Genomic DNA, 26012 nt, shown 5'->3' with positions numbered 1-26012 from the left:
AAAAACTCCGCGGTGAATGAACGTTCACACATTATAGCTTATAACGCAGGCATTTTTGCAACACACTTGTGCAGTAAAAATGTAAATAATGATTTTTTCTTTGGGTGGAAAGCGGCGCCAACGGGCATTATCATTAGCGCCTTGAATACGCAGACCAGAGAGCAATATGAAGCTGAATCCAAGACAAGATGAAGCCGTGAAATACGTATCCGGCCCGTGCCTGGTACTGGCGGGTGCTGGCTCGGGTAAAACCCGGGTGATCACCAATAAAATTGCCTATTTGGTTCAGCAATGCGGCTACAAAGCGCGCAATATTGCCGCGGTAACATTTACCAATAAAGCGGCCCGTGAAATGAAAGAGCGGGTGGGGCAGACATTGGGTAAAGCCGAATCCCGTGGTCTGATGGTGTCAACGTTTCACACGCTGGGGTTGAACATCATTCGCCGTGAATACAAACAGCTGGGCTTGAAAGCCGGCTTCTCGTTGTTTGACGATCAAGACCAGTTGGCGCTGCTTAAAGAGCTGACGGAAAAGCAGCTTGATGGCGACAAAGATTTGCTGCGCCAACTGACGAGCACCATCTCGAATTGGAAGAACGACATGCTGTCGCCCGATCAGGCCAAAGCTCAGGCACTGGGTGAACAGCAGCAACTATTCGCGTTCTGCTATGAAATGTATCAAAAACAGATGCAGGCTTATAATGCGCTGGATTTTGACGATTTGATTTTGATGCCCGTACTCCTGCTGCGCGCCAATGAAGAGGTGCGTCAGCGTTGGCGCAATCGCATTCGCTATTTGCTGGTGGATGAATACCAGGATACCAACTCCAGCCAGTATGAACTGGTGAAACTGTTGGTGGGTGAGCGTGGCCGTCTGACGGTGGTGGGCGATGATGACCAGTCGATTTACTCCTGGCGTGGCGCGAAACCGCAGAACTTGGTGTTGCTCGGTCAGGATTTTCCGAATTTACGCTTAATCAAGCTGGAGCAGAACTACCGTTCAACCAGTCGCATTCTGCGTGCCGCGAACATTCTGATTGCCAACAACCCGCACGTGTACGATAAGTCGCTGTTTTCCGAGATCCCGGATGGCGAAAAACTCAAAGTGATCCTGGCCAATAATGAAGATCATGAGGCGGAAAAAGTCACTGCTGAGATCATCGCGCACAAGTTCCTGAATCGTACTGAGTATCGCGACTACGCCATTTTGTACCGTGGTAACCACCAGTCACGTCTGATTGAGAAATCCTTGATGCAGAACCGGGTGCCTTACAAGCTCTCTGGCGGAACATCGTTTTTTGCGCGCGCCGAAATCAAAGACATCATGGCTTACCTGCGGGTGCTGGTGAATCCGGATGACGACAATGCGTTTCTGCGTATCGTCAATACGCCGCGTCGGGAAATCGGTCCGGCGACACTGGAAAAGCTCGGCAGTTACGCCAACATGCGTGGTAAAAGCTTGTTTGAGTGCAGTTTTGAGTTGGGCTTGGAGCAGCACCTTTCCGGCCGCGGTTTGGAGAATTTGCGCCGCTTTACTCAGTGGCTGGTCGCCATTGCTGATAATGCCGAACGGGGTAATACCGTGGACGCGGTACGCTCTCTGGTGCGCGACATCAATTACGAAGACTGGTTGTATGAAACCTCGTCCAGTGCTAAAGCGGCAGAGATGCGGATGAAAAACGTCTCTGACCTGTATTCGTGGATCGTGTCGGATTTGGAAGGCGACAACTATGACCAGGAAGAGAAAACCCTCAAAGAGGTGGTGCAGCGCCTGACATTGCGCGACATGATGGAACGTGGCGAAGAAGACGATGACAGTGATGCGGTACAACTGATGACGCTGCATGCATCCAAAGGTCTGGAGTTTCCTTACGTGTACCTGATTGGGGCGGAAGAGGGCATCTTGCCCCATCAAACCAGCATTGATGAAGACAACGTTGAGGAAGAGCGTCGTCTGATGTACGTAGGCATTACTCGCGCCCAGCGAGAACTGACTTTTATTATGTGTAAGGAGCGTCGCCAGTTTGGTGAGTTACTCAAGCCGACACAAAGCCGCTTTTTGGACGAGCTGCCGTATGATGATGTGGAGTGGGAAATAAAGAAAAAGCCGCTTTCACAGGAAGAGCGTATGGCCAAAGGTCAGGCTCACATTGCCAATATTCGGGCGATGTTCAAGAAATAGCGCCCAATAAAAAAGGCCTGGGATTCCCAAGCCTTTTTTGAGTCCGGTTTGCTTACAAGCCTTCAATCATATGCTCAATGGCTGCAACGATTTCATCGTCTGAACAGTCCATACAGGTGCCTTTTGGTGGCATCGCGTTAAAGCCATTCAGAGCATGGTTTTTCAGAACATCTTTACCTTGGGCGATACGAGGGCCCCAATCGGCTGCATTACCCGCTTTCGGCGCGCCGTTTACTCCAGATGCGTGACAGGCGATACAAAATGTGCCGTAAACTTTAGCGCCATCACGTGGTCCGGTTGGTTCAGCCACAACCGGCTCGCTACCGGCCAGATACACATCACCAACCGGTTTGATGCGCTCGGCAATAGCGTCGTAATCGGCTTGGCTGGTGGCAAAAGCTGCAGTAGAAAAGGTTAGTGCAGCGAACAATACGCTTAAGACTGATCGAGACATATCCATTAAACTCACTTTACATTCCAAAGGTAAGTGCTGCTTACCCAATTATTATTTAGCGTAGGGCGATTTAAATAGCGATCAAGGCTGTTAAATCAATGTAAATATTGGGTGATTATATCCCGATAACTTGTTGCAATAAACAACAAGTTGCGATCTTCAGGGGCTTAGTCACATCCTTTGTGTGGGGTTATTGGCAAGTAACTGACGAAAAAGACGTCAAACGATAAAAAAAGTTGAAAAAGTACTAGACGGCCTAGGGGGATATACGTATTATTCCACTCCGCCGATAGGGCATGCGCCCGTAGCTCAGCTGGATAGAGCGTTGGCCTCCGGAGCCAAAGGTCGAAGGTTCGAATCCTTTCGGGCGCGCCATTTCCCGGAGGAATTATCGGTAAAATTTATAGTGGTGGCTATAGCTCAGTTGGTAGAGTCCCGGATTGTGATTCCGGTTGTCGCGGGTTCGAATCCCGTTAGCCACCCCATTCGTCGGTGAATAGCGCAGTTTGGTAGCGCATCTGGTTTGGGACCAGAGGGTCGGGGGTTCGAATCCCTCTTCACCGACCACTATTTAATAGTTAGGCTTTGATAGCGTGACTAGTTCGGCAAACAGCCGGTTACACAAATTGATGGTGGCTATAGCTCAGTTGGTAGAGTCCCGGATTGTGATTCCGGTTGTCGCGGGTTCGAATCCCGTTAGCCACCCCATTCTTTTCTAAAGAATAAAAGCTCGGTGAATAGCGCAGTTTGGTAGCGCATCTGGTTTGGGACCAGAGGGTCGGGGGTTCGAATCCCTCTTCACCGACCACCATTCAAAGCCTCGTCAGAAATGACGGGGCTTTTTTGCATTGATGGTTTGGGGGTTTGGAAGCTGAGTTAGCTTTCATCACACTCAGGTCGTGGGCTGGAGCGCCAGTCCGATCGAATGCCTCTTCACTAGCTACCATTTAAGTCTTCGTTAGACATAACGTTTTTTGCACTTGTGGTTTGGATTCTGGGCTCGGTTTCATCGCATTTTGGACACGTTTTGGAATGTCTGCCGTCTTCTTCTTCTTCTTCTTCACGGATTCGCATATCACGTTTTATTTCGCTTCGTGCGCGCTCCCGGTGCTTGCCGCGGATCGCCAGCTTGGACTGGGTCGCGATAGCGTTCACTCACTATATGTCATGCAGTGAAAAGGTTTTCCTCATCGTGATGGTTTGTATCATTAATGGTTGCTCGGAATCCGGCGGATAAGAGTAATTCTGCTTTATAAACTCAGCCCTTCAGTGGTTAGTTTTTGTCTAGTCATTAAAAGTTGCTGATTATGTGGCTTATTTAACACTTTCTGTTTTTATGCGTTTTGCGTTCAAAAAACGCATCTAAGCTCAAATTGGATATTTTGTGCGAAGTGGCGGTGAAATTTTCTTTCTGGCGGTGATTTCCCTGCTTTTTAATGAGATTAAGCGACCGATAATCATACTGTTTATGTTTTTATAACTAGATTCAAACACTGGGTTTTGTTTTTAATGCAGTGTTGTTTGGCTTAAGTAATGGTTTTCACTCGGTGCTTGTTTCTTTAATGTTAAATATGGTGTGTCGGACGATTGTGCAGAAATATGCGCGGATGCTGGTTTACAAAATTTTTGTTTTTAACCAGAAAATAGAGTTTAAATCTATATGAATCGGTGTGAATTTACGTGCCAGAAAAATGGTTCAACAATTTATATATGTAATTTAAATGCATAAAAATTCGATAATGCTGCTTTCTTTTTGCGTGTTATCGATTTTTTATCCTCTCAATGTTGCTTTTCTGTGAAATATTTGCCAAATTGATGACCTTGTAAATTGCCAGAATAATGTACTGGCAAGAATGGATTCACTTGTACTCGTTGCCCCCACGCCATTTTGTGCTGTGGGCACCGAGTCGCAGACAGGGCAGAAAACTGCCGAAGCAGTAGAGGTCTGGTTTAGATGTCACTTTTAGAAGTTAAAAACCTTCGTATTGAATACCCATCACGTCATGGCGTACACGCTGCGGTAAAATCGCTGTCGTTCAACATTGAGCGTGGCGAGATCGTTGGCGTAGTAGGCGAGTCCGGGGCGGGTAAATCGACCGTCGGCAATGCGATCATCGACTTGTTGAGCCCACCGGGCACCATCGCGGGTGGTGAGGTTTTTCTTGATGGTCAGAAAATCTCCGGCTTGTCCGCTGAGAAGATGCGTGCTGTACGTGGGTCTAAAATTGGCTTTATCTTCCAAGATCCAATGACTTCCCTAAACCCACTGTTTACCGTTGAGCAGCAGCTCAAAGAGACCATTCATGCCAACATGAAGGTGAGTGATGACGAGGCGTATCAACGTGCGCTGTCTCTGATGAAACAGGTGGGAATTCCTCAACCGGAAAACCGTCTTAAACAATACCCGCACCAATTCTCGGGCGGTATGCGTCAGCGCGTGGTGATTGCGATTGCACTGGCGGGCGAGCCGGATCTGATCATTGCCGATGAACCGACAACGGCACTGGACGTGTCCATTCAGGACCAGATTCTCAACCTGATCCGCGAGTTGTGTATCAAGAACAACGTAGGCTGTATGCTGGTTACGCACGACATGGGTGTGGTGTCGAATGTCACTGACCGTGTTGCGGTAATGTACCGTGGTGACTTGGTAGAGTTTGGCCCGACGGCGAAAGTGCTGGGTGACCCGGATCATCCTTACACCCGCAGTCTGATTTCGGCCGTACCACGCTCGGATGTCAAACTGGATCGATTCCCTCTGGTCACCTACATCGAAGATGTTGCTGAGCATAAAACGCTGGATATCAAGAATCACTGGTTGGGACAGAGTCAGGATCAGCGCAAATACACGGGACCACTGCTGAAAGTGGAAAACGTGAACCTGCGTTTTGTGACCAAAGACTCGCTGTTTGAAAGCCGCCGTGAATACGTACAGGCATCAAACAATGTCAGTTTTGACGTGTTTGAAGGGGAAACTTTCGGTCTGGTGGGCGAATCTGGTTCAGGTAAATCGACCATTGCCCGTGTGATCGCAGGCTTGTATGAGCCGAATGATGGTCGCGTGACGTTTGAAGGTATTGACCTCACGGCACTGAAATCAGAGAAAGAACGCCGTCCGATGCGTCGTCAGATGCAGATGGTGTTCCAGAACCCTTACACCTCAATGAACCCGCGTATGAAGATTTTTGACATCATCGCGGAGCCGATTCGTTTCCACAAACTGACCAACAGTGAAGCGGAAACGCGTCAAATCGTGAGCGACCTGCTTGACCACGTTGGTCTGGGACGCAAATCGGGTGTGAAGTACCCGCACGAATTTTCCGGTGGTCAGCGCCAGCGTATTTCGATTGCGCGTGCACTGGCAACCCGTCCACGTCTGTTGATCTGTGATGAACCGACGTCGGCGCTGGATGTATCGGTTCAGGCTCAAATCCTGAACCTGCTCAAAGATCTTCAGGATGAGCTGAATCTGACCATGCTGTTTATTAGTCACGATTTACCAGTGATTCGCCAGATGTGTGATCGCGTGGGTGTGATGAAGATGGGGACGCTGCTGGAAGTGGCGCCGACCGAACAGCTCTTTAATTCACCGTCGCATGAATACAGCAAACAACTGATTTCCTTGATGCCTGAATTTACAGGCTTGAGAGAAGATGTAAAAACGGCTTAAAGCCGTACTGGATTACCCATCCTTCGGGATGGGGATTGATAAACAGAAGCAAATACAACAACTAGGGATTCGGATTCCCGCATAAGGAGTTATGCAATGAAAACCATGAAAAGCAAACTAGTAGTGGCTTTAATGGCAGCTGGCTTGAGCTTTGCGGCAAGTGCTGCAGACATCACAGTGGCTTACGACGCAGACCCAGTGTCTCTCGACCCGCATGAGCAGCTGTCAGGCGGCACGCTGCAACTGTCTCACATGGTGTTTGATCCACTTGTTCGTTACACGCAAGACCTGGATTTTGAACCACGCCTGGCAAAAAGCTGGGAACGTCTGGATGACAAAACCGTTCGTTTCCACCTGCGTGAAGGTGTGAAATTCCATTCAGGTAACACAATGACTGCTGACGACGTGGTATGGACATTCCAACGTCTTCAGAACTCTCCAGATTTCAAAGCGATCTTTGAACCGTACGAGAAAATGGTGAAAGTTGATGACAACACCGTTGATCTGGTTTCAAAAGGTGCATACCCACTGGTTCTGCAAACCGCTACTTACATCTTCCCAATGGACAGCAAGTTCTACACGGGCAAGACTGAAGACGGTAAAGACAAGAGCGAAATCGTTAAACACGGTAACTCGTTCGCATCAACGCACATTTCAGGTACTGGTCCGTTCATCGTGACTCAGCGTGAACAAGGCGTGAAAGTTGAATTCGAACGTTTCAAAGATTACTGGGACAAAGATTCAAAAGGTAACGTGGATCACCTGACTCTGGTACCAATCAAAGAAGACGCGACTCGCGTTGCTGCGCTGCTGTCTGGCGATGTAGACATGATTGCACCGGTTGCTCCTAACGACCACAAACGTGTGGAAGAAGCGAAAGGTGTTGATCTGGTGACTCTGCCAGGTACTCGTATCATCACGTTCCAAATGAACCAGTCTAGCAACGAAGCGCTGAAAGACGTACGCGTTCGTCAGGCGATCGTTTACGCGATCAACAACGAAGGTATCGTTGACAAAATCATGAAAGGTTTCGCGACAGCAGCTGGTCAGCAAAGCCCTAAAGGCTATGCAGGTTACAACCCTGAGCTGGTTCCTCGCTACGATCTGAAGAAAGCGAAAGAGCTGATGAAGGAAGCGGGCTACGAGAAAGGCTTCACTCTGACGATGATCGCACCGAACAACCGTTACGTGAACGATGCGAAAGTGGCACAGGCTGCTTCTGCGATGCTGTCTAAGATCGGCATCAAAGTTGACCTGAAAACCATGCCTAAAGCGCAATACTGGCCTGAGTTCGACAAATGTGCGGCAGACATGCTGATGATCGGCTGGCACTCAGACACAGAAGATTCAGCGAACTTCTCTGAATTCCTGACTATGACTCGTAACGAAGAGACAGGTAAAGGTCAGTACAACTGTGGTCACTACTCAAACCCAGAAGTCGACAAGCTGGTTGAAGCGTCAAACGTAGAAACCGATCCGGCGAAACGTGCACAGATGCTGCAGAAAGTTGAAGCGACGCTGTACAACGACGCAGCGTTCGTTCCTCTACACTGGCAGAACCTAGCTTGGGGCGCGAAATCAACTCTGGATATCAAACCAATCGTCAACCCGATGGAATTCCCATACTTCGGTGACCTGGTGGTTAAACAGTAATCACGTTCTTCGTTCGTGAATAGGGCCTCCAGAGCTTCGGTTCTGGAGGCCTGTTTAAAGCTTTGGTACTTAACTTTGTTTCAGTCGGGTTAGGTGCCATTTTTGAGACTGAAGTTAGTTCACTGGCGGTGCGTTGACCCGCGGTGAATTCGTCATGGAAAGTTAAGGGGCAAGGAATGTTTTCGTTTCTGGTCAAGCGCCTGTTTCAGGCACTGATAGTGATGTTTGTGATCAGTTTGGTGGCGTTTGCCATTCAGGATAACCTGGGCGATCCGCTGCGTGAGCTTGTCGGTCAATCGGTTTCGGAAGCAGAGCGTCAAGCGCTGCGTGACGAGCTGGGCCTCAACGATCCTTTCGTTACTAAATACGCTCGTTTTGTTACCGCTGCTGTGCACGGTGATTTGGGCACATCCTACTTCTTCAAGCGTCCTGCGGTTGAAGTGATCCTCGATAAACTGGTAGCGACGCTGGAACTGGTGTTCGGTGCTTCGTTAATCATTGTTATCTGTTCGATTCCGCTTGGGGTGTATTCGGCAATACATCCGAAAAGCTTCTTTACCAAACTCATTATGGCGGGCAGTAGTATCGGTATCTCGATCCCGGTGTTCCTGACGGCCATTATGCTGATGTATGTGTTCTCGATTGAACTCAACTGGCTACCGTCCTACGGCCGGGGTGAAACCGCCAACTGGCTGGGCTGGGATTCGGGCTACTTTACACTTGATGGTCTGGCGCACCTGATTTTACCGTGTGTGTCACTGGCGTCGATCATGCTGCCGCTGTTTATCCGTCTGGTTCGAGCGGAAATGCTCGAAGTGTTGAGCTCGGAGTACATCAAGTTCGCGACTGCAAAAGGTCTGCCAATGAACAAGATTTACTACCAGCACGCGCTGAAAAATACCATGCTGCCAGTGTTGACCGTCGGCGGGGTGCAAATCGGTACCATGGTGGCGTACACCATTCTGACCGAGACGGTATTCCAATGGCCGGGTACGGGCTTCTTGTTCCTTGAGGCGATCAACCGTGTTGATACGCCACTGATCACCGCTTACGTTATTTTCGTCGGCCTGATCTTCGTGGTCACCAACACTATCGTTGACCTGTTGTATGGTCTGATCAACCCAACCGTTAACCTGACTGGTAAAGGAGCATAATCATGAGTCAAGTAGCTGCTGCTCCTTCACGTTGGGAGCGTTTCAAACAATCCGATTTTCTGTACTACTTCCTGCGCGATAAAGTGGCGATGTTCAGCTTTACCGTGTTTATGGTGGTGCTGGTATTGTCTCTGGTGTCGCCGCTGGTGGCGCCGACCAACCCGTATGATTTGTCATCCATCGACATCATGGACTCTGAATTGCCACCATCATGGATGGCTGACGGCGATGCCCGCTTCCTGCTGGGTACCGACAACCAGGGCCGCGATATTCTGTCGACGATTCTTTACGGCTCGCGTTTGTCGTTGACCATCGGCTTCTTGGCTGTGGCGCTGCAACTGTTCCTCGGCATTGTGATTGGTCTGTCTTCGGGTTACTTCGGTGGCCGTATCGACAGTTTCCTGATGCGTTTTGCCGATGTACAACTGTCGTTCTCGACCATGATGGTCGCGATCATCGTTTCTGCCATCTTTAAAGCCAGCTTTGGTAGCGAATTTTACAGCGAATACGCGGTGATTATGCTGGTGGTGATCATCGGTGTGGCGGAATGGCCGCAGTACGCGCGTACCATTCGTGCATCGGTACTGGCTGAGAAGAAGAAAGAGTATGTTGAAGCGGCGCGTGTGATGGGCTTTAAATCGCCTCGCATCATGTTCCGTCACATTCTGCCAAACTGTCTGTCGCCAATTCTGGTGATTTCAACCGTACAGGTGGCAAATGCCATCATGTCGGAAGCGGCACTTTCTTTCCTTGGTCTGGGTTTGCCGGTTGACCAACCGTCACTGGGATCGCTGATCAGTATCGGTTTTAACTACATCTTCTCCGGTTCATGGTGGATCACCATCTTCCCGGGTATCGTACTGGTGACGCTGGTGCTGGTGATTAACCTGCTAGGCGACTGGTTGCGTGATGTATTTAACCCGAAAATCTATAAAGGGTGATCAGAGTCGATTGATTTTGTTCACATAACCTACCTAAACTAAGAGTCGTAAGTGATTACGGCTCTTTTTTTGCATCTATCGCTGAACATTGAGCAGTAACCATTGTCACTAAGAATAGGATAACTATGGATATGAGAGTGGTCGTGATGCCTAAAATCAGCCATCGAGTTCTATTAAGTCTGTCCTGCTGTGCCGTTCCGCTATTCTCACTACCGGTGCACGCCAAGGACTTTCTATGCGATGCCACACAAGCGTCGAGTAATCAATTGCCTGTGCTGGATAAAGCCTGCCCTATTGGGCAAGGTTTGTGGGGAAACTCGGCCCCGAAAAAGAGAGACTCGAATTTCTGGATTCAGTGTGGCTTGCTGAAGGAGCCACTGCCGGTCGATAAAGCCAAAGTGCTGTATCAGAAAATCTCAACGGACGTCTGGATGAAGCCGGAACAGAAAGGCCAGCGTTGCCTGATTGGGCCGTACACCGATTACGCACAAGCAAAGAAAGACCTGGCTGGTGTGCGTAGCGTGCCGGGCTACAAAGAAGCGTTTATTCGTGAGGTGCGTAAAAACGGCAGCGAGGTAGCCGGAGTGGCTGCGCCAGTGAAAAAGCCTGCCCCTAAACCAGCGCCTAAAACAGAAAAGGTTGTCAAAGCGACACCAGTTAAAGAGGCACCCGTTGCCGCGCCTGTTACCAAACCTGCGGCACCTGCACCTACTGGCAAAACGCTACAGACGCCACCGAAAGCCGCGAGTTCAGGCGGTGATGTGGTGATCCGTCATCAGACCGCATTGAATGGTCTCACCTATGTGGTGCCTTACACCATGGCGGATAACGTGCAGTTTTACATGGAGCACAATCTGGCGTGGAACCGCCTCAGCTATGACGATGCGGAGAAATTGTGCCGCAGCCAAAGCATGCGCCTGGCGACGGAAGAGGAGTGGAAACAGCTGCTCAGCTCCAAAGTGATGGAAAAAGAACAGTGGCCGGTCTATCTGCCTTACTGGGGATTCAATAAAAAAGGATTGTTTACCAGCGGCAAGATCACCAACCTCAAAGGGACGTCGCTGCTGAATGTGTTGTGCGTTAAATAACCGCAAAACAGTCAAATAAAAAAAGCCCAGTGAAATCACTGGGCTTTTTTGTACTGAGCGTTCAGGTTAGGCGTCTTTTGGAATCTTATGTGGTTTGGTGCGGAACAGTTTCATCACCATCACAAAGAACACCGGTACGAAGAAAATCGCCAGAATCGTGGCGGCCAACATACCACCGACCACACCCCAACCAATCGCGTTACGGCTCGCAGCACCAGCACCCGTGCTCAGTGCCAGTGGCAGTACGCCAAGGATAAACGCGAAGGAGGTCATCATGATCGGACGCAGACGCATACGACATGCTTCTACGGTCGCTTTGACCAAATCCATCCCTTCGTCATACAGGCCTTTGGCGAACTCGACGATCAGGATGGCGTTCTTCGCCGACAAACCAATGGTCGTCAACAGACCCACCTGGAAGTAGATGTCGTTCGACAGCGCTTTAACAGTAGCCGCGGCAATCGCCCCGAATACACCCAGCGGAACCACCAGGATGATAGAGAACGGTACACTCCAGCTTTCGTACAGAGCCGCCAGGCTGAGGAAGACGATCAGAATCGACAGCGCATACAACAGCGGAGCCTGAGAACCTGATTCAATTTCCTGATAGGACGCGCCAGTCCACTCCAGGCCAATACCTTGTGGCAGCTGAGCAACGATATCGCGAATCGCTTGCATCGCTTCACCGGTACTCTTACCTGGCGCCGCAGAACCCTGAATGTTGACCGCCGACACCCCATTGAAACGTTCCAGACGTGGTGAGCCAAATGTCCACTCGGTGGTTGCAAACGCATCAAACGGCACCATATCGCCATCCGAGTTCGCCACATGCCACAGCTTCAGGTCATCCGGATTCATGCGGTAAGGCGCATCGGCCTGCACGTACACTTTCTTCACACGACCGTTGTCGATGAAGTCGTTGACGTAGCTCGAACCCAGTGCCGTTGATAGGGTAGAGTTGATGTCAGATACCGACACACCCATCGCCATCGCTTTTTCGTAGTCGATGTTGATGCGGAATTGCGGCGTATCTTCCATACCGTTCGGACGCACGGATGTCAGGTTCGGGTTGCTGGCTGCCATACCCAGTAACTGGTTACGCGCGGCAATCAGCTGCTCGTGGCCAAGGTTACCGTTGTCGGTCAGATACGCATCGAAACCACTCGCACTACCCAGGCCTTGAATCGCAGGGACGTTGAACGAGAAGATTTGCGCTTCTTTGATCGGTGCAAACGCAGGGTAAGAGCGGCCGACGACGGCGCTGACCGACAGCGCCGGATTGGTCCGTTCGCTCCAGTCTTTGAGGCGAACGAACGCCATACCCATGTTCTGACCTTGACCCGCGAAGCTGAAGCCCGCGACGGTAAAGACCGATTCCACCGCGTCTTTTTCATCTTCGAGGAAGTGCTTACGCACTTTATCCATCACTTGCAGAGTCTGCTCTTGCGTCGAACCGACCGGCAACTGAACGATAGACAGGAAAATACCCTGATCTTCTTCTGGCACGAATGAGGTTGGCAGACGCGTCCACAAGGTCGCCAGAACACCGACGATCGCCGCATACACCAGCATGTAACGAATACGCTGATTGACGCCGCGGTTTACCGTGTTCTGATAGCCTTGCGTACTGCGATCAAACCATTTGTTAAACCAAGCCAGCGGACCACGATGAACGTGGTGATCTTCGCCTTTCTTGATTGGCTTAAGCAGAGTTGCACACAGCGCTGGCGTCAGAATCATGGCCACTAGTACCGACAGCACCATGGACGAGACGATGGTGAGTGAGAACTGACGATAAATCGCCCCCGCCGCACCACCGAAGAACGCCATCGGAATGAATACCGCACTCAGTACCATTGCGATACCAACCAGCGCGCCGGTGATCTGACTCATCGACTTACGGGTGGCTTCACGTGGCGACAGGCCATCTTCGCTCATCACCCGCTCAACGTTTTCCACCACAACGATGGCGTCGTCAACCAGCAGGCCGATGGCGAGCACCAGACCAAACATCGTCAGGGTGTTGATCGAGAAGCCAAACGCCGCCATAACCCCGAATGTACCCAACAGAACCACAGGGACTGCGATGGTTGGAATCAGGGTCGCACGGAAGTTTTGCAGGAACAGGTACATCACCAGGAAGACCAGTACGATCGCTTCAAACAGCGTATGTACCACTTCTTCAATCGAGATTTTGACGAATGGGGTGGTGTCGTATGGGTAAACCACTTCAATGTTCGCCGGGAACATTGGCTGCAGTTCTGCCAGACGCGCTTTCACCGCCGTTGCGGTTTCCAGAGCGTTGGCACCCGTCGCCAGTTTAACCGCGATACCCGATGCGTATTTACCGTTGTACAGCGCCACTGCTTGATAGTCTTCCGCACCCAGTTCAACGCGAGCGACATCTTTCAGGCGAATCTGCGCGCCGTCGGTGTCCACTTTGAGCAGAATGTTTTCAAATTCTTTCACGGTGGTGAAGCGGCTTTGCGCGGTAATCGTGGCGTTAAGCTGCTGACCTTGCAGAGACGGTGTTGCCCCCAACTGACCCACAGAAACCTGAGTGTTCTGCGCGCTGATGGCTGATTTAACCTGCGCCGGTGTTAACTGATAGTTGTTCAGTTTGTTCGGATCCAGCCAGATACGCATTGCGTGCTGAGCACCAAACACCTGCACTTCACCGACACCCTGAACTCGGCTGAGCGGGTCTTTGACCTGCGATACCATGAAGTCCGCGATTTCGGTGTTGTCCATGCTGCCGTCGCTGGAAATAAAGCCGACCACCATCAGGAATGAGGTCGAGGATTTCGCAACAGTAATCCCTTGTTGAGTCACTTCGGTCGGTAGCGTCGCTTCAGCCAGAGACAGTTTGTTCTGTACCTGTACCTGCGCGATGTCCGGATCGGTGCCTGATTCAAAGGTCAGCATGATGCTGAAGTTACCCGCAGAGTCACTGGTTGCCGACATGTAAAGCAGGTTGTCGATACCGTTCATGTTCTGCTCGATGGTCTGGGTTACGCTGTTTTCCACCGTTTCCGCAGAGGCACCTGGGTATGAACCCGAAATCGACACCGAAGGCGGCGCGATATCCGGGTATTGCGAGACAGGCAGTGTCATGATCGACAACACGCCCGCCAGCATGATGATAATGGCGATCACCCACGCAAAGATGGGGCGATCTATGAAAAATCGAGCCATGTCTTATTGTTCCTTAGAAGCTTCCAGGACGTTAGGAGTGACATTGCTGCCCGCACGAACTTTCTGCAGACCTTTTACAATCACTTGTTCACCCGCGTTCAGACCTGAGTCCACCAGCCATTGATTGCCAATCGTGCGATTTGCAACAATGTTGCGGCTCTCAACCTGGTTCTGATCGTTGACGATCAGGACCGAAGCCTGACCACGCGCGTCGCGGCTGACTGCAGATTGAGGGATCAGAATACCGTCATCGCGGTGCTCAGTCGGCACCGAGGCACGCACATAAAGACCAGGTAACAGGAACTGATCCGGGTTTGGAATGGTTGCGCGCACGTTCACCGTACCGGTTTTCTCGTTCACGGACACTTCGGCAAATTGCAGCGTCGCACGCTGTTCAATCGGCGTACCGTCATCCAGGAACAACTCAATACCGCTCAGCTCCTGGCTGCCTTTACCCGCTGACTGGCGCAGCTTCAGCAGTTCATTACTTGGCTGAGACAGGTCAACATACAGCGGATCCAATTGCTGAATGGTGGCCAGCGCATCAGTTTGGTTAGCGGTAACCAGCGCACCCTCGGTGATCAGTGTGCGGCCAATGCGACCTGAAATCGGCGCGGCAATTTTGGTGTAACCTAAGTTGATTTGCGCAGAGTTCACGTTCGCTTTTGATGCTTCTACCGACGCTAGCGCCTCTTTGTAGCTCGCCTGTGCATCTTCGTAATCCTGTTGGCTGACAGACTTCTTCGCCACCAGTTCACGGTAACGCTTCGCCTGGAATTCAGCCTGAGCCAGAGTTGCTTCTGATTTGGCTAAGTTGGCTTTGGCACTGGCCAGCGCCGCTTTGTAGGTTGAAGGATCGAGTTCAAACAGAACATCGCCCTTGTTCACCATGCTGCCTTCAACAAACAGGCGGTTGGTGACAATACCGCTCACTTGCGGACGTACTTCGGCAATGCGGTATGCACTGGTACGGCCCGGCAGTGTGCTGGTGACTTCAACGGGTTGGGTGTTGATTTTGACCACATCCACCGCAACTGGCGGCGGTGCGCCGTTACTGGCGGCTTGTGGTGTGGCTTCTGGCTGACATCCAGCAAGCGCAACTGCGGCAACAATTGCGGTTAGCCATTGTTTAGAAAAGGCTTTACCGTCGCCCATAATCTCTCTCTCCTTTACCACTTCGAACGCATTAAACTCAGTGATCCATTCTGGTATACGTACAACCCACCACTCAGATTCACAGGCTTAAATGTCTTTGTGAGAATGCTAAAAAATCGCAATGCCTCTCGACAAGATAATGTAACCACAGTTAACAACGGGTTAAGAATCGTAATGAATTGGCTGCTGACAGAACTCTGTCATTTATTGCACAAATGGACAAGTAAATTTTACTATACAAACGGACAATTAATTTTGGGTGTCTACTTTGCGACCATTTTGAGCGAATGATTGTCGCACTGAATGCACTTTGATGCATGTGCATTTTTTGTTCTCTGGCATTTTTCTCATTCTTAGAAAAGGGTGCTCTAAAAGGAGGAAAGCGGCTCTTTGTAGGCAAGAACCGCTTGGGAGAGAAGCGCTCAGCGACGTTTGAGCCGTTGCCATCGGGGTAGGTACTCACTCAGGCGCAGCGCAGCGCGTTCAGCCATCAGGCTGGGTTGCGGAGTGCGCTCTTGCTCCTGGCGCGCATAACGGTGCAGCAGTTCAATGGTGGCCTGCGGCGACTGATTCAATGCATGTTGCAGCCGCTTTAACCACACCTGATGGCGTTGTTGGTGGTATTCACTGGTGCTATGGCTGGCGATTTGTTGCCAATGATGCAGGCACTGGCCGAGCAGCACCAGAGTCAACCCGGTCTCACTGTGTTCTGCCCAGTTGAGGCCGTTTTTGCGTGTCATCGCGATCAGCTTTAGAACCCGGTGTTTCATGCGCGCCTGCCAGAAATTAAACGGCGTGCCGTGTTGAATCAGGCTCGGCAGAGCATGCCACATCGCTTCCATGAGCAGCTGCTGCCGGCGTACCAGATTGGTCGGGAAAATCAGTTTGAACGCCAGTAGCGCCAGCATCGGACCTGCCACCACTGCCAGAGCCATCACGATGGCATGGGTGCTGTCCGCGCTGTAAGGTTGCTGCGGATGAGAAAGCAGCAGAAAGATCATGAAATAATCCATCGAACCGGAGCTGAGGCGACGGTGAGCAAATGGCACCACGCCCAGCAGAATAAACGGAACCATCATCAGCAGCATCTGCCACTCGTTGGCGGCCAGCGGCCACAGCCACAACTGACAAATCAGGTTGGCGGCCGCGCCGACCAGCTGCCACCAGAAAATGTGGGTCATAATCAGCGCTGGATTTTCAAAAGTGGAAAACAGCGTCACCATCACCGATGCTCCCAGCAATACGTATGCGCCAACCGGCGAGCCTGATAACGCCCAGCCAAGGCCGAGCATGACCATTAAGCTGGTGGTGCGGTACATCGCCTGACTGGCGCCGACCCAATCGCGGTGCAGCACCACATTACCGCTGACCGAATAGTTGTCGAGTTTACCGCGTTCACGAAATGTGTGACGTCCGCTTAACGCTTGGCCCAGTTCGGTCAGGGCTTGCGACAGCGTCAGATCATCACACGCCTCATTCGCCAGTTTTAAATGTGCCACGACCTGTTCGAGCGGGGATTGCAGCTCATGCACGTTGATCGCGTGCTGGATTTGAGTCACGAATTCCTCGCCGTCAATCCGGGTGCGTTGATGAGTCAGCCAGGTCAGGATCGAGATCAGAGAAAACACCACCGAACGCAGCGACTGCACCGAACGTCTTGAGCGCAGCGAACCGGCACTGTGCGGTTCCAGCGCTTCTTCGATCTGCGCGGCTTCGAGCATCAGGTGCTCCAGTGGTTGCGAGAACGGCTGCTGACGCGCGTGCTGCAATAGCGCTTGCAGAACGGAGATAGTCAGGGTTCGCACCCGCCACACCAATGCATCTTCATCACTTTTACGGGCAAACATCAGGCCGACCAGCAGAGCGATGATAACGCCCGTCAGTACCGTGAGCAGGCGGTCCATGCCGAGCTCAAGCATGTTGGTCTGATTGGCGGTACCGAGCAGCGCCACCAGCGAGGCCGAGTAGCCAGACAACAGCGTCGCGTAACTGAACAAACCATGAATTACATTGCCCGCACCGGCGCACAATCCGACCCACAACGATAAGCCGAGAGCCAGCAGCAGAATGTTGTCACCCGCCAGGTACACCAGCGCAACCCCGGCCAGGGTGCCAATCACGGTACCGACAAAACGGAACAGGCTTTTTTCCAACAGCATACCGCGGCCCGGTTGCGACGCCGCCCATACAGACATCGCTGCCCATTGCGGATGCTCCAGACCAAGCTTCCAGCCGATAAAAAGTGCCAGACACGACGCCAGCGCAGTGCGCAGTGCAAAGGCAAGACGTCCGGAATCGAGTCCCAGATTTGCAAGTTGAGCTTTCATGATTTGCCCTCAGCAATCAATGCTTGAATTTGGTGATCAGTCCGTTGAGTACTTCCAGCATCACGCCAATCTGCTCATCGGACACATCCGCCAACATCTCCGTTTCTATCTGCAGCAGCTCTGCACGCAGCGCGCCTACTTGTTCGCGCCCGGCGTCAGTCAGATAAATGCGTTTTGCCCGGCGATCATGACTATCCGCCTGACGTTCAATCTGACCTTTCTGCTCCAGCGTATCTAATAAGCGTACTAGGGTTGAGCCTTCCATGCCGACTGATGCCGCTAAATCTTTTTGGCTGATACCATCACCAAACTCATCCAGGTGCAGCAATGGTGCCCAACTGATGTCTTTGATGCCTGCCTGCGCAAGGCGTTGATCGAGATGACGGCGCCACAGACGGGCGGCAATAGAAAACTGAATTCCAAATTTTTGTCGGGACATAATAGTTCTGATTAATATAGTTTGAATTCAAACTATATGGGGAGAGTCGAGCAGAATCAACGCGCGATTTAACCAGAACGCCGAACCGCAGGCATAAAAAAGCCCCGTAGCAAGTGCAGGGCTTTGATATCTCTTGGCGTACGCCACGCCAAATGAATGCTTAATGCATTAACGCATGGTCACGAATTCTTCGCTGCCCGTTGGGTGAATCGCGACGACAGAGTCGAAATCGGCTTTGGTGGCGCCCATTTTTATCGCGACGCCAAAGCCTTGAATCATCTCATCCACCGCAAAACCGATGCCGTGCAGACCAACCACGGTTTCTTCTGGTCCTGCGCACACCAGCTTCATTTTGCATGGCTGACGGTGCTGAGTCACTGCGGTGTACATGGCCGTAAAGCCCGATTGGTACACTTTCACGTTGTCTTCGCCGAATTTCGCGATCGCGTCGGTTTCCGTCAGGCCGATGGTGCCGATTGGCGGGTGGCTGAACACTACGGTCGGCACTAGGTCGTAATCCATTTTCGCATCCGGCTTGTTGTTAAACAGGCGCTCAGACAGCTGACGACCCGCTTTCACGGCCACAGGCGTCAGTTCGATACCGCCTTCCATGATATCGCCGACACAGTAAATGCCGCTAACATTGGTGGCTTGGTAAGCATCCACTTTGATGTAGCCTTGCGCGTTAGTTTCCACACCCGTCGCCGCGAGGTTAATCGCGTCGGTCGCTGGGTGACGGCCAATGGCCCAAATCAGAGTATCGACATTGCAGCTTTCGCCGTTTTCCAGATGCAGGGTCAGGCTGCCATCGGCTTCCTTGACCACTTCTTTTGGCACGCTGTGGGTGTGCAGTTGCGGGCCTTCTGCCGCCATCACTTCCACTAACGTGTCGATGATCATCGGATCAAAGCTGCGCAGTGGCGACTCTTTACGGCAGAACAGGTGCGTTTCGGTGCCCAGTGCGTTGAGTACGCCCGCGATTTCCACCGCGATGTAACCCGCGCCGACGACCGCGACACGTTTTGGCTGTGCGCTCAGTTCAAAGAAACCGTTGGAGTCGATACCGAATTCGGCACCCGGAATGTTGGGAATAGTCGGGCGGCCACCGACGGCGATCAGAATGTGATCGGCGGTGTAGTGCTCCCCATTGACTTCCACGGTTTTTGCATCGACAAATTTGGCAAAGCCGCGAATCACTTCCACTTTGTTGTTGCCCAGCACGCGATCGTAAGACTGGTGAATACGACCGATGTACGCCTGACGGCTTTCCACCAGTTTGGCCCAGTCGAAGTGTTTCACGTCCACATCAAAACCGTAATCTGCCGCGTACAGGTTCATCGCTTCTGCTACCTGAGCGCCGTGCCACATCACTTTCTTCGGCACACAGCCGACGTTCACACAGGTACCGCCAAGATCTTTGGCTTCAATCAGGGCGACTTTGGCGCCGTACATGGCTGCACGGTTGGCTGAGGCGATACCGCCGCTGCCGCCACCGATACAGATATAGTCAAAATGTGTTGCCATTACTTTCTCCAATTTGGGCTCATCGCGAACAGGTCCGCACCAAGCCTCTGTTATGCATGTATCCAACGACCTAATCTAGGTTAGTTGGGGTAGATTGCCAAATTACAATCCTCAGTCGCTGAGTAATTTTGAGCGGTCGCGACCTTATTCAGGAACAATCCATTCTACTTTATAGTGACCGGTGGCTGGCGCAATTGCTTCTTTCAGGAACGGCAGAATGCTCTGCATCTGGCTTTCCAGTTTCCACGGCGGGTTGATGACAATCATGCCAGAGGCGGTCATGCCGCGCTCGTTGGTGTCGGGTGACACGCCGAGTTCAATTTGTAAGATTTTGCGAATGCCCAGACCTTGCAGGCCTTCAATCATGTCATCGATGTCACAGCGGTTAACCACCGGATACCAGATGGCGTAAATGCCGGTCGCCCAACGTTTGTAGCTTTGCGCGATCGCCTGTACCACATCACGATACTCTTTGGCGAGCTCATACGGTGGGTCAATCAGCACCAGACCACGGCGTTCTTTCGGCGGCAGGCTGCCTTTCAGACGGGCAAACCCGTCTTCTTTGAAAATCGCCACCTGACGATCGCGGTGAAACTCCTGCTCCAGCAGCGGGTAATCGCTCGGATGCAGCTCCGTCAGCACCATGCGGTCATGGCTGCGCAGATGCGCACGCGCCACACGTGGTGAACCCGGGTAGTAACGCAGTTCGCCATCGTCGTTGAGCGCTTTAATCGCATCGAGGTAGCTGTGAATGTCTTCCGGAACCTCGGTTTGTTGCCACAGGCGGGCGATGCCTTGCTTGTATTCACCGGTTTTTTCTGACCATTCGTGGGTCAGATCATAGCGGCCGACACCCGAGTGCGTGTCGTGGTAGACAAAGGGTTTGTCTTTCTGCTGCAGGGAAGACAGGATCAGGCTCTGTACGATGTGTTTCACCACATCTGCGTGGTTTCCGGCATGGAAACTGTGTCGGTAACTTAACAAATTGCGCTCTCTCACCCGAAACCAGGTGCTGGTCAGTTCAAAAAACAGTTCGCCCGATTATACGCCAGTATTGAAAATTGCTGAACCTGACTATATCTATTAACGTAATAGCCATATCCTTCTTTGCTGGCGTAGTGACTTATTGATAACGTACGCTCAGCAAATCATCGAATTATTTTAGGTGCTTAGCCGCGCCGGCTGCCGCGTTGCGCCAGCATCCATGACTTCAGGTATCGTGATGGTTCGTCACGTACTCTCTTTTATTAAAAGGAACGTTATATGTCTAATCCACTTCTTACCTTTACGGATTTGCCACCGTTTTCTGCAATTAAACCGGAGCACGTCAAGCCAGCGGTTGAGAAGGCGATTGAAGATTGCCGCGCGCGCATTGATGCGGTGCTGGTAGGCAACGCCGAGCCGAGCTGGGAGAGCGTGATTGCGCCGATTGAAGAAGTGGATGATCGCTTAAGCCGTATCTGGTCGCCGGTCAGCCATATGAACTCGGTGATGAACAGCGATGAGCTGCGTGATGCCTACGAAAGCTGCCTGCCGATTTTGTCGGAATACAGCACGTGGGTCGGTCAGCACAAAGGGCTGTTTGAGGCCTACAAAGCAATCAAAGCCAGCAAAGCGTTTGCCACATTGAGCCGCGCGCAGCAGAAAACTATCACCGACGGCCTGCGTGATTTCGAGTTGTCGGGCATCGGCCTGCCAGCGGCAGAGCAAAAACGCTACGGCGAAATCAGCAAACGCATGTCGGAGCTGGGCTCGAAATTCTCTAACAACGTGCTTGATGCCACCATGGGCTGGACCAAACACGTCACGGACGTGAATGAGCTGTCAGGCATGCCGGAATCGGCGCTGGCGGCCGCGCAAGCAGCGGCAGAAGCCAAAGGGCTGGAAGGTTATCTGCTGACACTCGACATTCCGTCTTACCTGCCGGTGATGACCTACTGTGACAACCAGGCGCTGCGTCAGGAACTGTACGAAGCGTATGTGACCCGCGCCTCGGATCGTGGTCCGAATGCCGGTAAGTGGGACAACAGCGAAATCATTGCCGAGCAGTTGAAACTGCGCCACGAAATCTCGCGCATGCTCGGTTTTAACACCTACAGCGAAAAATCGCTGGCGACTAAAATGGCCGAATCGCCAGAGCAGGTACTGGGCTTTTTGAATAACCTCGCTGCCAAAGCCAAGCCGCAGGGCGAGCGCGAAGTGGAAGAGCTGCGCCAGTTCGCCGAGCAAGAGTTTGGCGTGACGGCGCTGAACCTGTGGGACATCGCGTACTACAGTGAAAAACAAAAGCAGCATCTGTTTGATATTTCAGACGAAGAACTGCGCCCTTACTTCCCGGAACACAAAGTGGTGAGTGGCCTGTTTGAAGTACTCAATCGCGTATTCGGTATGGAAGTGAAAGAGCGTCAAGGTGTTGATACCTGGCACGAATCGGTGCGTTTCTTCGATATTTTCGACAGCGAAGGCACACTGCGTGGCAGCTTCTACCTCGATTTGTATGCCCGTGAGCACAAACGTGGCGGCGCGTGGATGGATGAGTGCCGCGTGCGCCGCATTAACGGTGAAGGCGAGTTGCAAACGCCAGTCGCGTACCTGACCTGTAACTTCAACCGTCCGGTGGGCAACAAACCGGCGCTGTTTACCCATGATGAAGTGGTCACGCTGTTCCATGAAACCGGCCACGGCATTCACCACATGTTGACGCAAGTTGAGGTGGGTTCGGTGTCTGGCATCAACGGTGTGCCGTGGGATGCTGTCGAGCTGCCAAGTCAGTTCCTGGAAAACTGGTGCTGGGAAGAAGAGGCGCTGGCGTTTATCTCCGGTCACTACGAAACCGGTGAACCGCTGCCAAAAGCGATGCTGGAAAAAATGCTGGCTGCGAAGAACTTCCAGTCTGCAATGTTTATTCTGCGTCAGTTGGAATTCGGCTTGTTCGATTTCACCCTGCACACTACATACGATCCGGAACAAGGCCCGAAAGTGCTGGAAACGCTCGCCGACGTGAAGAAGAAAGTGGCGGTGCTGCCAAGCCTGGAATGGAATCGTTTCTCGCACAGCTTCAGCCATATTTTTGCTGGCGGCTACAGCGCGGGTTACTACAGCTACCTGTGGGCTGAAGTGTTGTCGGCCGATGCGTTCTCTCGATTTGAAGAAGAGGGTATCTTCAACCGCGAAACGGGTTTGAGCTTCCTCAATAACATTCTTGAAATGGGCGGCAGCGAAGAGCCGATGGAGCTGTTCAAACGCTTCCGCGGCCGTGAACCTCAGATCGATGCGCTGCTGCGCCACGCCGGCATTGCGGCCTGAGTCGCTCTCTTGGCGCAGTTAACCAAAGCATGACAATAACCCCGCTCCATTGAGCGGGGTTATTTGTTAGAGTAAGGGATATTACGCGACCCTATGGATTAGTTGGAGATTCGCCATGCAAACGACAAAACGCGCTAAGTTGTGGATTCAAACGTTATCGGTCAGTGCGTTACTGACGATGGCGGGCTGCGCTGAGATGAAACAGGCAGGCACCGACGTCGGTCACGCCACCCGCGACGCAGCGACAGCCATTGGCCATGCCACGCGCGACACCACCAAAGCGATTGGGCATGCGACGCGCGATGCGGTTAACTCGGTGAAAGACGATCTCAATTCTGCAGAATAACGCGCTGCCACTTGCGGCTCAGCCAGTTATCCAGCGACAGATTGCCCGGCCCCCACACGAACACCATCAATAACATTAATCCCCACAGCTGGTGGTCGGTAAATCCTTGTTGCCACAACAGCGGATACGACACCACCGCCATCGCATTGACCGCAAACAGGGCCAGTGCGCTGAGTCGACCGAAAAGCCCCGGAATCAACAGCAGCGGCAGCGCCAGTTCGGCGCCGGTTGCCAGATACGCGGCGAGCTGCCACGGTAGTAGCGGGACCTGATATTCCAGTTCAAACAAGTACAGCGTACTGTCCCAGTTGGCGATTTTACTCAGCCCTGATTGCCAGAACACCCAGCCAGCCCAGACGCGGCACAGCAGTAAAACCAGGCTGGCGAAGTCGCGTTGCAGCCAATGGCACAGGGCTTTATAACGGTGCATGAAGTCAGCCATGTCGGGCTCCTTAATTTAATCGTGGGTATTGGGGGCGGCTACACGAAAGCCGGCGACAATCTCCATCGCCATGATGGCGGGCAACGCCGCCAGTGCATCTGGATGAATCTGCCCCAACGGCGCGCGATGATGCATCGCCAGCAACAACTGATAAGTCGGCTCATCCAGCGCTTGTGTCCACGGCTCGCCATCGGCAGTGCAGGCGATGATCCCCGACTGAAGCGCATTTAAAGTGAGCTGGCTAAAGTCGTCATCCCGCATCGCACGCTGCAAATCAAACAGCGCAAACGGTGCGCAAAATGGTGCGGCCCACGGCACTAACTCAAACACCAGTTGTGGCTGCTGTTCCGGCGCGACCTGACTCAGCGTGCTGAGTGGCTGATAGTCATTGCGCGGTGCCTGTGCGTATTGTTGCTGCACGTGGTCAAGCGCCCATTCAAACCGCGCCAGTGCCGCGGCATACGGCGCGGCCTGCATCACGGGCTGCGCGCGTTCAATCACAGCCGCAAACCCTTCGCCATAGTGGCTGACATCACCACGGGTCAGCGGATGCGACAGCACGTATTCGCGTGCCAGCGCGGCAAAACACTCGTTGCCCAGCACCGCCAGCAGCATAGGATAGGTGGCTTCGAGCACTTCGCTCAGGCTGATCACACGGTTGTTGCGATAAATCTGCAGTCGCTCATCGGCGCTCAAACCGTCCGCGATAATCGCGCACTCGTCGCCGCCCGCCTGATAGTTGAGGCCGCGGGCAAACTGCGCCTGCAATTGCGCCAGCGTCATGAGGCTCTCCTTATGCCGCGTTCGGCATCAATCGCATGCAGGCGTGCGGCCGCTTGGTGCGCTTCGCCCAGCAGGACTTCAGGCGCTGGAATATCCAGATCCCACTCAATCAGGGTACGGCGCGTGCCGTGTTGACGACACCAGCGTTCAAACAGTTGCCACACCGCGTCGCTCACCGGTCGGCTGTGCGTATCAATCCAGATTTCGCCCTGCGGCAGCATTTTGACGGAGTAACCCGCGAGATGAATTTCCTCCACCGCACTGGCGGGAATGGCATCAAGATATGTCTGGCTGTCAAAGCCATGGTTAAACGCGGACACATGCACGTTGTTGAGATCGAGCAGCAAACGGCAATCGGTGCGCTGTTGCACCGCGCACAAAAACTCCCACTCCGGAATGGTTGAGTGAGAAAAACGCAGGTAGCTGGACGGGTTCTCAATCAGCAGCGGGCGACCCAGTGCGTGTTGCACCTGATCGACATTGCGGCAGAACACCGCCAGCGCTTCTTCGGTGTAGGGCAGTGGTAGCAGGTCGTTAAAATAGTGGCCGCCGTTTTCGCTCCAGCTGAGGTGATCAGAAATCAGGATGGGGTCGATGTCATCGACTAACGTTTTGAGCTGCGCCAGATGTTGCGCATTGACCGCGGCCACCGAACCGAGTGATAAGCCGATGCCGTGGCAGCTGATGTCGTAGCGCTCACGCAGGCGGCGCAAATCGCGTCGAGCCGGGGCGTGAGGCTGAAAATAGTTTTCGCTGTGAATTTCCAGCCAGTTCAACGGGGTCGGTTGGCTGAGAAAATGGTTCATGTGTGGGCTGCGTAACCCCACGCCGACCTGAGGGTGAGAGTGCGTTGAGTGCATGGGCGTGTCCTTATCGCGGGGTCAGGGAGATAAATCGAGTGCGCCGCCAGCGCCGCGCACTCAAGTCGCAGAGTGTGGTTACTTGTCCATGGTGCTGCCGCCAGCCAGTTTGTCGCACAGACCTTTTGGTACCACGACAAACGCATCTTTCTGATGATCCATTTTTGACGTGCCTGCGCAGGAGCTGGTTTTGGTCGCGCAGTCATTTTTGCCCGCTTTCGCCACGCCGTAGCATTTTTCTTTCTCTGCGGCGGCGGCTGGCGCTGCGGTCAACAGAGTGCCGCCCATTGCCAGTAGGCCAGTGATTGCTGCTGTGACTGCTAGGTTTGATTTTTTCATCTTCATTTCCTCGAGACTGTTCCTTGGTCGTTATTGTCGCAGGCCGTTGTTGTGGCTTGCTTACCCAAAAAGAGAGGCAGGCGCGCAGAAAACTTTCACAACGAAAATAGGAAAAAGTGAAATATTGATGAAATTTATAATTAAGGTGATGATT

Annotated in this window: 19 protein-coding genes and 5 tRNA genes; 13 read left to right on the top strand and 11 right to left on the bottom strand. The window is 52.5% G+C overall.

All coding sequences use genetic code 11. The features are described from left to right. Positions 1-166: 166 nt before the first annotated feature. A complete protein-coding gene (gene rep / locus DYA43_RS13730; protein ID WP_024374233.1) occupies positions 167-2182 on the top strand; it encodes a DNA helicase Rep in 2016 nt (671 codons plus the stop codon). A 52-nt stretch (positions 2183-2234) separates the two neighbouring features. Here the strand turns inward: rep and DYA43_RS13725 are convergent, their stop codons facing one another. Further along, a complete protein-coding gene (locus DYA43_RS13725) occupies positions 2235-2642 on the bottom strand; it encodes a c-type cytochrome (RefSeq protein ID WP_032081990.1) in 408 nt (135 codons plus the stop codon). Positions 2643-2934: 292 nt separating this feature from the next. On the opposite strand from DYA43_RS13725, the gene DYA43_RS13720 reads away from it, so the two are divergent. The 10 genes from DYA43_RS13720 (at position 2935) to DYA43_RS13675 (ending at position 11142) form a co-directional block, all read left to right on the top strand. Continuing rightward, positions 2935-3011, top strand: a tRNA-Arg gene (locus DYA43_RS13720). Positions 3012-3045: 34 nt separating this feature from the next. Beyond that, positions 3046-3121, top strand: a tRNA-His gene (locus tag DYA43_RS13715). A 5-nt stretch (positions 3122-3126) separates the two neighbouring features. After that, positions 3127-3203: transfer RNA gene (locus tag DYA43_RS13710), tRNA-Pro, on the top strand. A 65-nt stretch (positions 3204-3268) separates the two neighbouring features. Then, positions 3269-3344: transfer RNA gene (locus DYA43_RS13705), tRNA-His, on the top strand. Between the two features lie 23 nt (positions 3345-3367). Next, a tRNA-Pro gene (locus DYA43_RS13700) sits at positions 3368-3444 on the top strand. Between the two features lie 1146 nt (positions 3445-4590). Beyond that, positions 4591-6306, top strand: coding sequence for a dipeptide ABC transporter ATP-binding protein (locus DYA43_RS13695; protein ID WP_020433571.1), 1716 nt, complete (start codon positions 4591-4593; stop codon positions 6304-6306). A gap of 96 nt (positions 6307-6402) precedes the next feature. Beyond that, the gene (locus DYA43_RS13690) at positions 6403-7959 is read left to right on the top strand and encodes an ABC transporter substrate-binding protein (protein ID WP_020332739.1); all 1557 of its coding nucleotides are present in this window, start codon (positions 6403-6405) and stop codon (positions 7957-7959) included. A gap of 176 nt (positions 7960-8135) precedes the next feature. Further along, positions 8136-9113 (top strand): ABC transporter permease, encoded by a 978-nt coding sequence (locus DYA43_RS13685; protein ID WP_004728362.1) that lies wholly within the window; start codon positions 8136-8138, stop codon positions 9111-9113. A 2-nt stretch (positions 9114-9115) separates the two neighbouring features. Continuing rightward, positions 9116-10054 (top strand): ABC transporter permease, encoded by a 939-nt coding sequence (locus tag DYA43_RS13680; protein ID WP_020332740.1) that lies wholly within the window; start codon positions 9116-9118, stop codon positions 10052-10054. A gap of 125 nt (positions 10055-10179) precedes the next feature. Continuing rightward, a complete protein-coding gene (locus DYA43_RS13675) occupies positions 10180-11142 on the top strand; it encodes a hypothetical protein (RefSeq protein ID WP_061057033.1) in 963 nt (320 codons plus the stop codon). Positions 11143-11208: 66 nt separating this feature from the next. Here the strand turns inward: DYA43_RS13675 and DYA43_RS13670 are convergent, their stop codons facing one another. The 6 genes from DYA43_RS13670 to DYA43_RS13645 all read right to left on the bottom strand — a co-directional run bounded on the left by DYA43_RS13670 (position 11209) and on the right by DYA43_RS13645 (position 20766). Continuing rightward, positions 11209-14337, bottom strand: a complete 3129-nt coding sequence (locus DYA43_RS13670; protein ID WP_061057032.1) for an efflux RND transporter permease subunit — start codon at positions 14335-14337, stop codon at positions 11209-11211. Between the two features lie 3 nt (positions 14338-14340). Then, on the bottom strand, positions 14341-15492 hold the full coding sequence (locus DYA43_RS13665) for an efflux RND transporter periplasmic adaptor subunit (protein WP_061057031.1): 1152 nt from the start codon (positions 15490-15492) through the stop codon (positions 14341-14343). Between the two features lie 422 nt (positions 15493-15914). Beyond that, entirely contained in the window at positions 15915-17819 is a 1905-nt protein-coding gene (locus DYA43_RS13660) for an FUSC family protein (protein ID WP_061057030.1), read from the bottom strand. 16 nt (positions 17820-17835) lie between these two features. Further along, positions 17836-18258, bottom strand: coding sequence for a MarR family winged helix-turn-helix transcriptional regulator (locus DYA43_RS13655; protein WP_061057029.1), 423 nt, complete (start codon positions 18256-18258; stop codon positions 17836-17838). Positions 18259-18426: 168 nt separating this feature from the next. After that, on the bottom strand, positions 18427-19782 hold the full coding sequence (gorA, locus tag DYA43_RS13650) for a glutathione-disulfide reductase (RefSeq protein ID WP_061057028.1): 1356 nt from the start codon (positions 19780-19782) through the stop codon (positions 18427-18429). Positions 19783-19926: 144 nt separating this feature from the next. Then, on the bottom strand, positions 19927-20766 hold the full coding sequence (locus DYA43_RS13645; protein WP_038130126.1) for a 23S rRNA (adenine(2030)-N(6))-methyltransferase RlmJ: 840 nt from the start codon (positions 20764-20766) through the stop codon (positions 19927-19929). 279 nt (positions 20767-21045) lie between these two features. Between DYA43_RS13645 and prlC the strand changes: the two genes are divergently transcribed. Beyond that, positions 21046-23088, top strand: coding sequence for an oligopeptidase A (prlC, locus tag DYA43_RS13640; RefSeq protein WP_020332519.1), 2043 nt, complete (start codon positions 21046-21048; stop codon positions 23086-23088). 115 nt (positions 23089-23203) lie between these two features. Continuing rightward, positions 23204-23434, top strand: a complete 231-nt coding sequence (locus DYA43_RS13635; protein ID WP_020332520.1) for a hypothetical protein — start codon at positions 23204-23206, stop codon at positions 23432-23434. On the opposite strand, the gene DYA43_RS13630 is transcribed toward DYA43_RS13635, so the two are convergent. From DYA43_RS13630 to DYA43_RS13615, 4 genes are all read right to left on the bottom strand, one after another. Then, positions 23418-23876 (bottom strand): DoxX family protein, encoded by a 459-nt coding sequence (locus DYA43_RS13630; protein WP_061057027.1) that lies wholly within the window; start codon positions 23874-23876, stop codon positions 23418-23420. The genes DYA43_RS13635 and DYA43_RS13630 overlap by 17 nt on opposite strands. Positions 23877-23891: 15 nt before the next feature. Then, positions 23892-24659: an HvfC/BufC N-terminal domain-containing protein gene (locus DYA43_RS13625; protein ID WP_061057026.1), complete on the bottom strand. Its 768-nt coding sequence runs from the start codon at positions 24657-24659 to the stop codon at positions 23892-23894. Further along, positions 24656-25519 carry an MNIO family bufferin maturase gene (bufB, locus tag DYA43_RS13620; protein WP_061057025.1) on the bottom strand — a complete coding sequence of 288 codons (864 nt, stop codon included), beginning with the start codon at positions 25517-25519 and terminating at the stop codon, positions 24656-24658. Before bufB ends, DYA43_RS13625 begins: the two co-directional genes overlap by 4 nt. Positions 25520-25597: 78 nt before the next feature. Then, a complete protein-coding gene (locus DYA43_RS13615) occupies positions 25598-25858 on the bottom strand; it encodes a BufA1 family periplasmic bufferin-type metallophore (protein WP_020332524.1) in 261 nt (86 codons plus the stop codon). Positions 25859-26012: the final 154 nt, after the last annotated feature.

The organism is Vibrio fluvialis (assembly GCF_900460245.1).
Classification (GTDB): domain Bacteria; phylum Pseudomonadota; class Gammaproteobacteria; order Enterobacterales; family Vibrionaceae; genus Vibrio; species Vibrio fluvialis.
Note: the sequence above shows the minus strand (reverse complement) of the source record. Positions and strands in the feature narration are given on the sequence as shown.